Source organism: Conexibacter sp. CPCC 206217, assembly GCF_030646165.1.
GTDB lineage: Bacteria > Actinomycetota > Thermoleophilia > Solirubrobacterales > Solirubrobacteraceae > Conexibacter.
Window position 1 is genome coordinate 136,002 of record NZ_JAUTDO010000010.1, and the last position, 13,802, is coordinate 149,803.

At 70.1% G+C, this 13,802-nt stretch carries 11 protein-coding genes; all 11 read left to right on the top strand.

What is annotated here, in order from left to right; all coding sequences use genetic code 11:
* Positions 1–29: 29 nt before the first annotated feature.
* The 11 genes from Q7L65_RS23435 to Q7L65_RS23485 all read left to right on the top strand — a co-directional run bounded on the left by Q7L65_RS23435 (position 30) and on the right by Q7L65_RS23485 (position 13,368).
* On the top strand, positions 30–827 hold the full coding sequence (locus tag Q7L65_RS23435; protein WP_304725027.1) for a DeoR/GlpR family DNA-binding transcription regulator: 798 nt from the start codon (positions 30–32) through the stop codon (positions 825–827).
* Entirely contained in the window at positions 824–2,392 is a 1,569-nt protein-coding gene (locus Q7L65_RS23440; RefSeq protein ID WP_304725029.1) for a sugar ABC transporter ATP-binding protein, read from the top strand. Before Q7L65_RS23435 ends, Q7L65_RS23440 begins: the two co-directional genes overlap by 4 nt.
* On the top strand, positions 2,389–3,426 hold the full coding sequence (locus Q7L65_RS23445; RefSeq protein ID WP_304725031.1) for an ABC transporter permease: 1,038 nt from the start codon (positions 2,389–2,391) through the stop codon (positions 3,424–3,426). The genes Q7L65_RS23440 and Q7L65_RS23445 overlap by 4 nt, the downstream gene beginning before the upstream one ends.
* Entirely contained in the window at positions 3,419–4,531 is a 1,113-nt protein-coding gene (locus Q7L65_RS23450) for an ABC transporter permease (protein WP_304725032.1), read from the top strand. The genes Q7L65_RS23445 and Q7L65_RS23450 overlap by 8 nt, the downstream gene beginning before the upstream one ends.
* Positions 4,528–5,625 carry a rhamnose ABC transporter substrate-binding protein gene (rhaS, locus tag Q7L65_RS23455; RefSeq protein ID WP_304725034.1) on the top strand — a complete coding sequence of 366 codons (1,098 nt, stop codon included), beginning with the start codon at positions 4,528–4,530 and terminating at the stop codon, positions 5,623–5,625. Before Q7L65_RS23450 ends, rhaS begins: the two co-directional genes overlap by 4 nt.
* Complete coding sequence (locus Q7L65_RS23460) at positions 5,625–7,112, top strand: L-fucose/L-arabinose isomerase family protein (protein ID WP_304725036.1); 1,488 nt, start codon at positions 5,625–5,627, stop codon at positions 7,110–7,112. Before rhaS ends, Q7L65_RS23460 begins: the two co-directional genes overlap by 1 nt.
* Complete coding sequence (locus tag Q7L65_RS23465) at positions 7,112–7,420, top strand: L-rhamnose mutarotase (protein ID WP_304725037.1); 309 nt, start codon at positions 7,112–7,114, stop codon at positions 7,418–7,420. Before Q7L65_RS23460 ends, Q7L65_RS23465 begins: the two co-directional genes overlap by 1 nt.
* Positions 7,417–8,985 (top strand): rhamnulokinase family protein, encoded by a 1,569-nt coding sequence (locus Q7L65_RS23470; protein WP_304725040.1) that lies wholly within the window; start codon positions 7,417–7,419, stop codon positions 8,983–8,985. The genes Q7L65_RS23465 and Q7L65_RS23470 overlap by 4 nt, the downstream gene beginning before the upstream one ends.
* Positions 8,985–10,196 carry an L-rhamnose isomerase gene (locus tag Q7L65_RS23475; RefSeq protein WP_304725042.1) on the top strand — a complete coding sequence of 404 codons (1,212 nt, stop codon included), beginning with the start codon at positions 8,985–8,987 and terminating at the stop codon, positions 10,194–10,196. The genes Q7L65_RS23470 and Q7L65_RS23475 overlap by 1 nt, the downstream gene beginning before the upstream one ends.
* The gene (locus Q7L65_RS23480) at positions 10,193–12,286 is read left to right on the top strand and encodes a bifunctional aldolase/short-chain dehydrogenase (protein WP_304725044.1); all 2,094 of its coding nucleotides are present in this window, start codon (positions 10,193–10,195) and stop codon (positions 12,284–12,286) included. The genes Q7L65_RS23475 and Q7L65_RS23480 overlap by 4 nt, the downstream gene beginning before the upstream one ends.
* A gap of 335 nt (positions 12,287–12,621) precedes the next feature.
* The gene (locus tag Q7L65_RS23485) at positions 12,622–13,368 is read left to right on the top strand and encodes an acylphosphatase (RefSeq protein WP_304725047.1); all 747 of its coding nucleotides are present in this window, start codon (positions 12,622–12,624) and stop codon (positions 13,366–13,368) included.
* Positions 13,369–13,802 lie beyond the last annotated feature (434 nt).

The following is a 13,802-nucleotide window of genomic DNA, read 5'->3' on the forward strand; positions in this document are numbered from 1 at the left end:
AACAAACAAGCACAGCCGGTCGGCCAGTGATGGCCGCCTCCCGGCGTCGGTCGATCGTCGACCTCCTGCATCGCGACGGCGAGGTGACCGTCGCAGCGCTCGAGGAGCAGTTCGGCGTCTCGTCGATGACGGCGCGCCGCGACCTGGCCGAGCTCGAACGGCAGGGGCTCGCCCGCCGCACGCACGGCGGCGCCGTGCTGCCGGGCGTCGCCGCGCACGAGGACTCCTTCCAGCACCGGCTCGGGATCGACACCGACGCCAAGCGCCGCCTCGGCGAGGCCGCCGCCGCGCTGGTCGCCCCGCACGAGACCGTCTACATCGACTCCTCCTCGACCTCCTGGCACGCCGCGCAGGCGATCGTCGCCGCGCGCCTGCCCGTCACGATCGTGACCAACTCCGTCCCGGTGATGGAGCTCGTCGGCGCCTCCGACCAGGCCAACGTCGAGCTGATCGGCGTCGGCGGCTCGATGCGCAGGCTGACCCGCTCGTTCGTCGGTCCGCACGCCGTGCGCACCGTCCTGGAGCACTTCGCCGACAAGGTCTTCCTGTCCGTCAAGGGCCTCTCGCGCGACGGCACGCTGACCGACGCCGACCCGCTCGAGGCCGAGGTCAAGCGGGCGATGATCAGCCACGCCGAGGAGCCCGTGCTGCTGATCGACGGCAGCAAACTGCACACACGCGGCCTGGCCGCCATCACCAGCGTCGACCAGCTCGCGTGCGTGCTGGTCGCGGAGGCATCCAACGAAGACGTCGCGTCGCTGCGCGCGACCGGCATCGACGTGCGCCGGGTCCCGACGGACCGCGGCCGCCATGGGAGCGAGGTATGAGCAACACACCAACCACTGCCACGGGGTCGCCCGACGGCGCCACTCCGTCCGGCAACGGGTCCGCGCCGCCGCGGCTCGCGCTCGACGGCGCGAGCAAGTCGTTCGGCGCCGTCCACGCGCTGCGCGCCGCGACGCTCGAGCTGTACGGCGGCCACGTGCTCGCCCTGCTCGGCGAGAACGGCGCCGGCAAGTCGACGCTCGTCAAGACGCTCGCGGGCGTCTACCGGCCCGACAGCGGCAGCGTGATGGTCGACGGCGAGCCGGTCGACTTCCACGGCCCGCTCGACGCTCGCGACAAGGGCATCGCGATCATCTACCAGGAGCCGACGCTGTTCCCCGACCTGTCGGTCTCCGAGAACGTCTTCATGGGGCGCCAGCCGCTGTCGGCCGGCAAGCGGATCGACAAGGGCGAGCTGCACGATCGCACCGCGGAGCTGTTCAGACAGCTCGGCGTCGCGATCGCGCCGGAGCGTCCCGTCCGCGGCCTCTCGATCGCCGACCAGCAGCTCGTCGAGATCGCCAAGGCGCTCTCGTTCGAAGCGCGCGTGCTGATCATGGACGAGCCGACCGCGGCGCTCTCGGGCACCGAGGTCGAGCGGCTCTTCCGCGTCACGCGCACGCTCAGAGAGCAGGGCGCGGCGATCATGTTCATCTCGCACCGCCTGGAGGAGGTCTTCGCGATCTGCGACCGCGTGACCGTGATGCGCGACGGCGCCGTCACCTTCACCGGCGAGCTGGAGGGCAAGACCAACGACGACCTGATCCGCATGATGGTCGGCCGCGACCTCGACTCGCTCTTCCCGAAGGTCGACTCGGTCATCGGCACGAGCGTGCTCAGAGTCGAGCGGCTCACGCGCGAGGGCGTCTTCTTCGACGTCTCCTTCGAGGTCAAGGCGGGCGAGATCGTCGCCCTCTCGGGCCTCGTCGGCGCCGGCCGCTCCGAGGTCGCGCGCGCGATCTTCGGAATCGACAGAGCCGACGCCGGCCACGTCGAGATCAACGGCAGAAGGCTGCCGGGCCACAAGCCGACCGCCGCGATGCGCGCCGGGATCGGCTTCGTGCCCGAGGACCGGCGTCAGCAGGGGCTCGTGATGGACCTCTCGATCGCGCGCAACGCGACGATGACGCGGATGCACCAGCTGGCGCCGGGCGGGATCATCCGCGCCGCCAGAGAGCGCGCGCTCGCGAGCGAGTGGGCAACGCGCCTGCAGCTCAAGTACCACCGCCTCGACGACACCGTCGGGACGCTCTCGGGCGGCAACCAGCAGAAGGTCGTGCTGGCGAAGTGGCTCGCGACGCAGCCGAAGCTGCTGATCATCGACGAGCCGACGCGCGGCATCGACGTCGGCACCAAGTCCGAGGTCCACCGGCTCATCTCCGAGCTGGCCTCCAGAGGCCTCGCGGTGCTGATGATCAGCTCCGAGCTGCCCGAGGTGCTCGGCATGGCCGACCGCGTGCTGGTGATGCACGAGGGGCGCCTGACCGGCGAGTTCAGCCGTGACGAGGCGAACGAGGAGCGCGTCATGCGCGCCGCTACCGGACAGAAGGAGGAGCTGGCGGCATGAGTACCGCTGACGTCGCCATAGACAGAACCAGATCCGGGGAGCGCGCACGGCGCCTCTCCGAGATCGTCTTCCGCATGCGCGAGCTGGGCATCGTGCTCGCGCTGCTGCTGCTGATCGCCGTCACGGCGATCCTCGAGCCCCGCTTCATCGAGCTGGACTCGCTCAAGGACCTTGCCCGCAACGCGTCGATCATCGCGATCATCGCGGCGGGTCAGACGATGGTCATCCTGACCAGAAACATCGACCTGTCGGTCGGTTCCGTGCTCGGGCTCGCCGCCTTCTTCTGCGGCGACCTGCTCTCCAACCACGGCACGCCGATCATCCTCGCGATCGTCCTCTGCATCCTGCTCGGCGCCGTCTGCGGCGTCATCAACGGCGTGTTGACGACGTTCGGCAGAGTGCCCGCGCTCGTCGTGACGCTCGGAACGATGTACGTCTTCCGCGGGATCGCGTTCGTCTACACCGACGGCCGCCAGATCAACGCCGAGACGCTGCCGGACACGTTCCTCAAGCTCGGCTCCGGCACGCTGCTCGGCATCCCGACGATCTTCCTGATCGCGCTCGTGATCGTCGTGATCGTCGGCCTCTACCTGAGCAACTACCGCAGCGGCCGCGAGCTGTACGCGATCGGCTCCAACGACGCCGCCGCGAAGCTCGCCGGCATCCGCGTCGACCGCCGCGTCGTCGGCGCGTTCGTCGCCTGCGGCGCGCTCGCCGGACTCGGCGGCGCGCTCTACGCCGCCCGCTTCGGCACCGTCGACGCGACCGCCGGCACCGGCTACGAGCTGACCGTGATCTCGGCCGCCGTCGTCGGCGGCGTCGCGATCAACGGCGGCGTCGGAACCGTCTACGGCGCCGCGATCGGCGCGGTCCTGCTCGGCTGCATCACCTCGTCCCTGATCGTGCTGCGGATCGACTCGTTCTGGCAGCAGGCCGCCGTCGGCGCGCTGCTGATCGCCGCGATCGCCTTCGACCGGCTCGTCGGGCTCCGACTCGACGCCGCCCTGCGACAGCGGAGTGCCCGCCGTGCCTGAGCTCGCCACCACCACCCCCGACGCCGGCAAGCCGCCGGCGGCGCCCGCCGGCAGCAAGGGCGGCGCGAAGATCGATCCCAGATACCTCGTGCGCTGGGAGACGCTGATCGTCGGTCTGATCATCGTCGTCCTGTTCGTCGGCTCCGGCCTGTCGGACAAGTTCTTCTCGGCCGCGTCGTTCACCACGGGCTCGTTCGACATGATCGAGGTCGCGCTGATCGCGCTGCCGATGACGCTCGTGATCATCACGGGCGAGATCGACCTGTCGGTCGCCTCGATCCTGGGCCTCTCCAGCGCCCTGATGGGCGAGCTGTGGAACGCCGGCCTGCCGCTCGAGCTGATCATGCCGATCTGCATCGCGATGGGCGCGGTCTGCGGCGTCTTCAACGGCTTCCTCGTGACCCAGCTCGGACTGCCCTCGCTGGCAGTCACGATCGGAACGCTCGGCCTCTACCGCGGGCTCGCGCTCGTGATCCTCGGCGACGAGTCGGTCACGTCGTTCCCGTCGAGCTGGACCGAGAGAGCGTTCGGCACGATCGGCGGCGGCTGGTTCCCGAACGTGATGGTGATATTCATCGTGCTCGCGGTGCTGTTCGCGATAGCGCTGCACGCGACGCCGTTCGGTCGCTCGATCTACGCGATCGGCGCCAACAAGGAGGCCGCGCGCTTCAGCGGCATCCGCACGAAGCGCATCACGATGTCGCTGTACGTGCTGGCCGGCATGGTCGCCGCGCTCGCCGGCATCGTCATGACGCTGCGCAACTCGACCGCCGCCGCCAACGTCGGCGTCGGCCTCGAGCTGACCGTCGTCGCAGCCGTGCTGCTCGGCGGAGTCTCGATCTTCGGCGGCTCGGGCTCGCTCTTCGGGGTGATCCTCGCCGTCTTCCTCTTGGGTGCGATCCAGAAGGCGCTGTTGCTGGCCAACGGCGTCTCGTCCTACTGGATCCAGATCGTCACCGGAGTCCTGCTGGTGGGCTCGGTGCTCGGACCCAACCTCGTCGTGCGGGCACGGGAGGCCCGTGCGCGCACAACGCGCTCACGCGCGCCCGGGGCGGCGCGTGCAGCGACCACCACGACCACGCCCCGCAAGGAGGAGGATCGATGAGTTTGTTCCATCGGTCGCGCGCGCTGTGGGTCGCCGTTCTGGCGATCGTGCTCGCGATGGCTGTCGCCGCATGCGGCGACACCAAGGACGACACCGAGACGTCGAGCAGCGGCGCGCCTGCTGCCACGACGGACAGCGGCGGTGCTGCTGCCAACGCCGGCGGCGACTACAGAAGAGGCCTGACGGCGATCGTCATGCCCAAGCAGCTCGGCAACCCGTACGAGGAGCTTGAGGACAGCGGTACGGTCGAGGCGTTCAGAGAGCTGGGCGGCAACGCGACGATCGAGGGCCCGACCGACGCCGGCGCGTCCTCGCAGGTCCCGCTGCTGCAGTCGGCGATCCAGAAGGAGCCCGACGCGATCATCCTGGCGGCGAACGACCCCAACGCGGTCGCCCCGGTGCTGAAGCAGGCGATGTCGAGAGACATCAGAGTCGTGACGCAGGACTCCGACGCGGCGCCCGACGCGCGTCAGGTGTTCATCAACCAGGCGACGACCGAGGGCATCGGCGAAGTGCTCGCCAGAATGTCGAAGGAAGTCGTCCCCGGCGGCAGAGGCGAGATAGCGGTCCTGTCCGCGACCGCCAACGCGACCAACCAGAACGCGTGGATCAGAGTCCTCAGAGAGAGACTCGCCACGCCGGAGTACTCGGGCCTCAGACTCGTCAAGGTCGCCTACGGCGACGACGACGACCAGAAGTCGTTCCAGGAGACGCAGGGCCTGCTGTCGGCCTACCCGAACCTGAGAGCGATCGTCGCTCCGACGACGGTCGGCATCGCCGCGGCCGCGCGCTACCTGTCGACCTCCCCGAAGCAGGGCAGAGTCGCGGTCACCGGTCTCGGCTTCCCGAGACAGATGAAGGCGTTCGTCAAGGACGGCACGAGCAGAGTGTTCGCGCTCTGGAACCCGAAGGACGTCGGCTACCTCGGCGGCTACGCCGCGGCGGCGCTCGCCTCCGGCATCATCACCGGTGCCGAGGGCGACACCTTCAGAGCCGGCCGTCTCGGCGAGAGAGAAGTGGGCGCCAACGGCGAGGTCGTCCTCGGCCCGCCGACGGAGTTCACCAGAGAGAACATCGACGACTTCGACTTCTGATGTCGTCGACGACCGTCAACAGCAGCAGCAGCACCAACACGGTCGTCTCGAACGCCCGACCCGCGCAGCGTGCGCGGGTCGGGGTCTTCGGGATCGGCCTCGAGGCCTACTGGCCGCAGTTCGAGGGACTGAAGGAGCGTTGCGAGGGCTACCAGGCGCGCGTTGAGACCCGCGTTCGCGAACTCGGCGCCGAAGTCGTCAGCGCGGGCCTGGTCGACACCGCGCAGGGCGGCCGCGCCGCTGGCGACCTGTTCGCTGCCCAGCAGGTCGACCTCGTGCTCTGCCACGCCGTCACGTACGCGACCTCCAGCGTCGTGATCCCCGCCCTGCAGGAGGCCGGCGTCCCCGTCGTCCTGCTCGGCCTGCAGCCGACCAGAACGCTCGACTACGAGCACACCGACACGGCCGAGTGGCTCGCCAACTGCGCCGCCTGCTGCGTCCCCGAGATCGCCGGCGCCTGCGTGCGCTCCGGCATCCAGTACGACACCGTCGCCGGCACGATCGACGACGACGAGCGCGCCTGGGCGAAGATCGCCGCATGGGTCCGCGCCGCCGGCGCCGCTCGTGCGCTGCGCCGCTCGCGCATCGGCTTCATGGGCCACGCCTACGCCGGCATGCTCGACATGTACACAGACTTCACGATGGTGCACGGCCAGCTCGGCGCGCACGTCGAAGTGCTCGAGATCGACGACCTCGGCGCCCGCGTGGCTGCCGTGACCGACGCGGAGCGCACCGCCAAGGAGACGGAGATCCGCGAGATGTTCGCGTTCGCGGACGCCTCGACGGACCCGATCGCCGCGCCGATCGAGCAGGAGCAGCTCGACTGGTCCGCGCGCGTCGCCGTCGGCCTCGACAAGCTCGCGGCCGACTTCGAACTCGACGCGCTGACGTACTACTACCGCGGCGTCGACGGCAACGAGTCCGAGCGGCTCGGCGCCGGCGTGATCGTCGGCAACTCGCTCCTCACGGCGCGCGGGATCCCGACCGCCGGCGAGGCCGACATCAAGACGAACATCGCGCAGCTGCTGCTGGACCGGCTCGGCGCCGGCGGCTCCTACACCGAGTTCTACGGGCTCGACTTCGACGAGGACTTCATCCTGATGGGCCACGACGGCCCCGGGCACCTCGCGATCGCACAGGACCAGCCGACGCTGCGCAACCTGCGGGTCTTCCACGGCAAGCGCGGTGCCGGCCTGTCGGTCGAGCAGAAGGTCCGCTTCGGCCCGATCACGATCGTCGGCTGCACGCAGACGGCGGACGGCAGACTGAAGCTGCTCGTCGGCGAGGGCGAGTCGGTCCCCGGCGCGACCTTCAAGATCGGCAACACCAACTCGCGGCTCGTCTTCGGCTCCAAGCCCGCGGACTTCTTCGAGCGCTGGTGCGAGGAAGGCCCGACGCACCATGTCGCGCTCGGCGTCGGCCACGTCGCCGCCGAGGTCAGAAACGTCGCGAAGCTGCTCGGACTGCAGTACGCCGAGGTGCGTTGATGCCACGCGTGTGCTTCACGTTCAACGTCGGCGTCGAGCATCTCGACGCGTACAAGGAGGCCCACCGCAACGTGTGGCCCGAGATGCGCGAGGCGCTCAGCGCCGCCGGCTGGAGCGACTACTCGCTGTTCCTGCGCGAGTCCGACGGCCTCGTCGTCGGCTACCTCGAGTCCGACGACTTCGAGGCCGCGCAGCAGCGCATGTCCGCCACGGACGTGAACGCCCGCTGGCAGCAGGAGATGTCAAAGCTGGCCGGGGGCCGGCCGGACGACTCGTTCGTCGTCCTCGAGGAGGTGTTTCACCTGTGATCAGGCACCATCCCGCCTCCCCCCTGGCTCCGGGCGGACGGGCTTCGTCTCGTTACATAGCGGTCGACCTCGGAGCCGAGTCCGGGCGTGTGCAGCTCGGCACGCTCGCAGGCGGTCGGGTCAAGCTGGAGGAGATCCACCGTTTCGTCAACGGCCCGGTGCGCCTGCCCAACGGGCTGCACTGGGACGTGCTGGGGATCTACCGCGAGATCCTCGTCGGGATCGCCGCGGCGGCGCGCCGCGCGGACGGCCCGATCGAGGGCATCGCGGTCGACGCGTGGGGCTGCGACTACGGCCTGCTGGACCGCGACGGCGACCTGCTCGGCAATCCCTTCCACTACCGCGACCATCGCACCGACGGCGTGATGGAGAAGGTGCTGGAGGAGATCCCCGCCGAGGAGATCTACGCCGCGACCGGCATCCAGTTCATGCCGTTCAACACGCTCTTCCAGCTCGCCGCGCACAACGGCACGGCGCAGCTCGACGCCGCCAGAGCGCTGGCGACGATCCCGGACCTGTTGTCGTACTGGCTGTCGGGCCGCCTCGCGGGCGAGCGCACGGCCGCCTCCACCACGCAGCTGCTCGACGTCCACACGGGCGACTGGGCGCGCGAGCTGGCGGTGCGGATCGGGATCCCGGCGCAGATCCTGCCGCCGCTGGTCGACGCCGGCACCGTGCTGGCGCCGCTGCGGCCCGAGATCGCCGCCGACGCGGGCCTCGACCCCGCGCCCGACGTGATCGCGATCGGCGCGCACGACACCGCCTCCGCGGTCGTCTCGGTACCCGCGAAGGGCAGGGACTTCGCGTACCTCTCGTCCGGCACCTGGTCGCTGCTCGGGATGGAGCTCGACGCGCCCGTCACGAGTGAGGAGGCGCGCTCGTACAACCTCACCAACGAGGGCGGCGTCGACGGCACGATCCGCCTGCTGCGCAACGTGATGGGCCTCTGGCTCGTGCAGGAGTGCCGCCGCCAGTGGGCGCGCGAGGGCGTCGACCACGACTACGACGCGCTGCACCGGATGGCGCAGGCGACCCCGCTCGGCGGGCCGCTGATGGATCCCGACGCGCCCGAGCTGCTGCACCCCGGCGACATGCCGGCGCGGATCGCGGAGCTGTGCGAGCGCAGCGGGCAGCAGCGCCCGGCCGACGCCGGCGCGACGATCCGCACGGCGCTGGAGAGCCTCGCCTGCAAGTACCGCCTCGTGCTGGAGCGGATCGAGCGCGTCGCCGGCCGCCGCGCCGAGGTCGTCCACGTCGTCGGCGGCGGCTCGCGCAACGCGACGCTCTGCCAGCTCGCCGCGGACATCCTCGACCGCCCGGTCCACGCCGGCCCGATCGAGGCGACGGCGCTCGGCAACGTGATGACGCAGGCGCTCGCGCACGGCAAGGTCGACTCGCTGCAGGAGATCCGCGAGATCGTCGGCGCGTCCTTCTCCTCCGACGTCTACGAGCCGTCGTCCGACCGCGCCGCCTACGAGGAGCTGTACGCGCGCTTCCTCTCCGTGACCGGCCTGCAGCCCGTGGCCGTTGCCGACTTCGCACCAACCCAAGGAACCAATCCCTGATGTCTGACACCAGCCGTACCGACTACGACCGTCTGGTCGAGCGCCTCGCGGCGCGCGGCCTGGACGTGGGAGCAATCGAGCAGCGTCTCGCCGACCATCGCATCGAGACCCCGTCGTGGGGCTACGCGAACGCCGGCACGCGCTTCGGCTCGTACCCGCCGGCCGGGCTCCCGAGCGATCCCTTCGAGAAGTTCGACGACGCCGCCGAGGTTCATCGCCTGACCGGCAGCGCGCCGCTCGTCGCGATCCACATCCCGTGGGATCAGCTCGACGACTACACGGCGCTGAAGCAGCACGCCGCGTCGCTCGGCCTCGAGATCGGGACCGTCAACCCGAACCTGTTCGGCGACCAGCGCTACAAGCTCGGCTCGCTGGTGAACACCGACGCGGCGATCCGCCGCCTCGCGACCGACCACGTCCTCGAGTGCATCGAGATCGCCCGCCAGGTCGGCTCGACCGGCATCTCGCTGTGGCTGCCCGACGGCACCAACTACGCCGGTCAGGACTCCTTCGTCGCGCGCCGCCGGCGTCTGCACGAGTGCCTCGCGGAGGTCTACGCGGCGCTCGACGACGAGATGGAGCTGCTGGTCGAGTACAAGCTCTACGAGCCCGCCTTCTACGCCACGGATCTGGCCGACTGGGGCAGCTCGCTGCTGACGTGCCAGAAGCTCGGCCCGAAGGCGAAGGTGCTGGTGGACCTCGGTCATCACGCGCAGGGCGTGAACATCGAGCAGATCGTCGCCTTCCTGGACGACGAGGACCGCCTCGGCGGCTTCCACTTCAACAACCGCAAGTACGGTGACGACGACCTGATCGTCGGCTCGGTCAATCCCTTCGAGCTGTTCCTGATCTACACGGAGCTGGCGGCCGCCCCGAAGCTGCCGCGGCTGACGATCGACCAGGCGCACGTCATCGAGAGCAAGATCGAGGGGATGGTCCTCTCGGTCGTCAATCTGCAGGAGGCCTTCGCGAAGGCGCTGCTCGTCGATCGCGTCGCACTGGCCGAGCGCCAGGCCGCGGGCGACGTGCTCGGCGCGCACGAGCTGCTGCTCGACGCGTTTCGCACCGACGTGCGACCGCTGACGGCGAAGGTCCGTGAGGAGAAGGGCGCGGCGGCGGACCCCGTCGCCGCGTTCCGCGACGGCGATTGGTGGGAGCGTGTCGGTTCGCGCCGAACCGCCGCCGCTACGACGGGAGGACTTGGCGCATGAGCCAGACAACTGACACGACCAACGCGAGCGCGCCGGTGGCGCCTCGCGCTGACAGCCTGTACGACACCGCGAAGGCGCCGAAGGGCGGCCTCGACGAGCTCGTCTACCGCTCCAACCTGCTCGGCGCCAACCGCGCGGTCTCCAACTACGGCGGCGGCAACACGTCGTCCAAGAGCAAGGAGACCGACCACACCGGCCGCGAGGTCGACGTGCTGTGGGTCAAGGGCTCCGGCTCGGACCTCGCGACGATGGGCGCGAAGAACTTCACGGGGCTGCGCCTCGAGGAGATCCTGCCGCTGCTCGAGCGCGACGAGATGAGCGACGAGGAGATGGTCGCCTACCTGTCGCGCTCGCAGGTCGCGCCGGAGATGCCGCGCTCCTCGATCGAGACGCTGCTGCACGCGTTCGTGCCGGCTCCCGAGGTCGACCACACGCACCCCGACGCGATCAACATGCTCGCGGGTGCCGAGAACGGCGAGCAGTTCATCAAGGAGGTGTTCGGCGACGAGGCGGTCTGGGTCCCGTACATCCGCCCGGGCTTCACGCTCGCCAAGCAGGTCGGCCTGGCCGCCCGCGGCGAGGGCGTCCGCTTCGTGATCCTCGCCAAGCACGGCCTCGTCACGTGGGGCGAGACGGGCGCCGAGTCCTACGCCAACACGATCGAGGCGATCAACCGCGCGGCGGACTTCGTCACCTCGAAGGCGAAGGCCCGCTTCGGCGGCTCCGCGCGCGAGCCGCTGTCGACGGAGGCCCGCGAGGACCTGCTGGTGCAGCTGCTGCCGGCGATCCGCGGCGCCGTCTCCAGCGAGCGCGCGAAGATCCTGCAGGTCGACGCGTCGCCGTCGACGCTGGAGTTCGTCTCCTCCAACGACGCCCCGACGCTGTCGCAGGTCGGCGCGGCCTGCCCCGACCACCTCGTGCGCACCAAGCGCGTGCCGCTGTGGGTCGACTACGACCCTGCCTCCGACGACGTCGCCGCGCTCGCCGCGCGCGTGATCGAGGGCGCGGCGCAGTACCGCAAGGACTACGTCGAGGACTACTTCGCGTCCAACGCGAGAGCGGGCGAGCTGCTCGGCGATCCGGACCCGCGCGTCGTCCTGATCCAGGGCGTCGGCATGGTCTCCGTCGGCACGACGCTGAAGGACGCCCGCCTGGCGCGCGACCTCTACCACCGTGCGATCGAGGTGATGGGCGGCGCCTCGGCGATCGACGCGTTCGTCTCGCTGACCGCGCCGGAGTCGTTCGCGGTCGAGTACTGGCCGCTTGAGCTGTACAAGCTCGCGCAGGCGCCCCCGCCACGTGAGCTGCAGGGCAAGATCGCGCTCGTGACCGGCGCGGCCGGCGGCATCGGCGGCTCGATCCTCGAGTCGCTCGCGTCGCAGGACGCCGTCGTGATCGCGACCGACATCGACGCCGCGGGCGCCGAGAGAGTCGCGGAGGCGTACGGCGACGAGGGCCTCGGCCTCGCGATGGACGTGACGAGCGAGGACGCGGTCGCCGCGGCCTACCGCCAGGCGGTCCTGACCTACGGCGGCGTCGACGTGATCGTCTCCAACGCCGGCATCGCCTCCAGCGCGCCGATCGAGGAGACGACGGTCGAGATGTGGGATCGCAACCACTCGATCTTGACGCGCGGCTACTTCCTCGTCGCGCGCGAGGCGTTCAAGATCCTGCGTCGTCAGGCAACCGGCGGCAGCGTCGTCTTCGTCGCGTCGAAGAACTCGCTCGTCGCGGGCAAGAACGCGGCCGCGTACTCGTCCGCGAAGGCGGCCGAGCTGCACCTCGCGCGCTGCCTCGCCGAGGAGGGCGGCGGCGCCGGCATCCGCGTCAACACGGTCAACCCGGACGCGGTCCTGCAGGGCTCGAGAATCTGGGGCTCGTCGTGGCGCGAGGAGCGCGCGGCGGCGTACAACATCGACCCGGACGCGCTGGAGGACCACTACAAGGCGCGCACGACCCTGAAGGTCAACATCCTGCCCGAGGACATCGCGCAGGCGGTGCTGCACTTCGCCTCGCCCGTGCGCTCGGGCAAGTCGACCGGCAACATCCTCAACGTCGACGGAGGCGTGCCCGCCGCGTACTCGCGGTAGCCGCCCGATCTCGACAACTGGGCTTAGCCGCGCGCGCCGGTCTGCCGCGCGGCTTCGATCCGGGCCGCACCTTGTCAGTCCCGTGCGGCCCGGGCTTCCCCGCGAGGCACCCGCGCTCCCCTCGATCCCGGCGCGGGTCTCGCCCCGGAACCGCCGCGCCGCCCCATCCGCGGCGCGGTCCCGGGAAGGGGAACCCGGAGCCCGCCCGCCCCAAGCGAGGCTCCGGCCCAACAGCCCCTCGTCCCACGCTCTCACCGAGTGCGGGACGGGGGGCTTGTTGCTTTGACGGTGACTGCTCGGCTGAGACCCGCGGCATGGCTGGCTAGGATCGGCGCATGACGGCGAACGTGGCGATGCGGGCGACGGTGCGGGGCGGGGTGCAGGGCGTCGGGTTTCGCGACGCGACGGTGCGGCGGGCGCGCGAGCTCGGCGTGATGGGGTGGGTGCGCAACGGCGAGGACGGCAGCGTGCTCGTCCATGCCGAGGGCGCGCAGCCGGCGCTCGACGCGCTGGCCGCCTTCCTCCACGACGGGCCGCCTCACGCGCGCGTGGACGATGTCTCGACGGATTCCGTGAAGGTGGAGGGGCACGAGCAGTTCGCGATCCGCGGTGTCAGCGCCGGCGTCTTCGTCGTGCAGGAGCACGCCGCGACCGCGCACCACTACGACCTCCGCTTGGAGGTGGACGGCGTGATGCGCTCCTGGGCGGTCCCCAAGGGGCCGTCGCTGGATCCCGCCGCCAAGCGCCTGGCGGTCGAGGTCGCCGACCACGACTGCGAGCACAACGCCTTCGAGGGCCCGCTCGGCGACGGCGGCGTGATCGTGTGGGATCGCGGCACGTATGAGCAGGGCGGGCGCGTGCCGTGGCCAGAGGCGCTGCAGCGGGGCCACGCGGTCTTCGTGCTGCACGGCGAGAAGCTGCGGGGAGGATTCGCGCTGCAGCGCACGCGCCCTGGGGCGAAGCCGCAGTGGCTGCTGATCAAGCGCAGAGACGAGCAGGCCCAGCCCGGCTCGGACGTCGTGGCGCAGCAGCCGCGGTCGGTCGCCAGCGGGCGCACATTGGGCGACGTGCTGGAGGAGTGACGGCGGTGCGACCGGCGTTTGCGGGGCCGTGCGCTCGGGAAGGGGGGCGAGAAGTCACGTCGGCAGAGAGTGCGCTATCTTTACTGACCCGCGGCGAGGGCACTCGCCCCCGCTGCGTGCCAGACGGAGGAATCCCCTCTCGAGAGGCACGGCGGTCTTTGAAAACTCAACAGCATGTGCACTCTTCTCCATGGGCTCAGGCCTTTGGGAGTGAGTGCGTCCAGGTTTCGAAGTGGCCTTCTCATTTGCGTCAGCGTGATGAGAGTCATAGGTCATGTCAATGAGTCATTAGTAGTAAACCGTCTGTTGTCCCGGATCTCCCGATTGTGTACATGGGAATCCCTCGTGTGGACTTCAGACACTCTTCATGAATGTAGTTCTTCACGGAGAGTTTGATCCTGGCTCAGGACGAACGCTGGCGGCGTGCCTAATAC

Coding starts and splice junctions, on each gene's coding strand:
- Q7L65_RS23435 (WP_304725027.1), top strand. CDS start 30: ATGGCCGCCTCCCGGCGTCGGTCGATCGTCGACCTCCTGCATCGCGAC.
- Q7L65_RS23440 (WP_304725029.1), top strand. CDS start 824: ATGAGCAACACACCAACCACTGCCACGGGGTCGCCCGACGGCGCCACT.
- Q7L65_RS23445 (WP_304725031.1), top strand. CDS start 2,389: ATGAGTACCGCTGACGTCGCCATAGACAGAACCAGATCCGGGGAGCGC.
- rhaS (WP_304725034.1), top strand. CDS start 4,528: ATGAGTTTGTTCCATCGGTCGCGCGCGCTGTGGGTCGCCGTTCTGGCG.
- Q7L65_RS23460 (WP_304725036.1), top strand. CDS start 5,625: ATGTCGTCGACGACCGTCAACAGCAGCAGCAGCACCAACACGGTCGTC.
- Q7L65_RS23465 (WP_304725037.1), top strand. CDS start 7,112: ATGCCACGCGTGTGCTTCACGTTCAACGTCGGCGTCGAGCATCTCGAC.
- Q7L65_RS23475 (WP_304725042.1), top strand. CDS start 8,985: ATGTCTGACACCAGCCGTACCGACTACGACCGTCTGGTCGAGCGCCTC.
- Q7L65_RS23480 (WP_304725044.1), top strand. CDS start 10,193: ATGAGCCAGACAACTGACACGACCAACGCGAGCGCGCCGGTGGCGCCT.
- Q7L65_RS23485 (WP_304725047.1), top strand. CDS start 12,622: ATGACGGCGAACGTGGCGATGCGGGCGACGGTGCGGGGCGGGGTGCAG.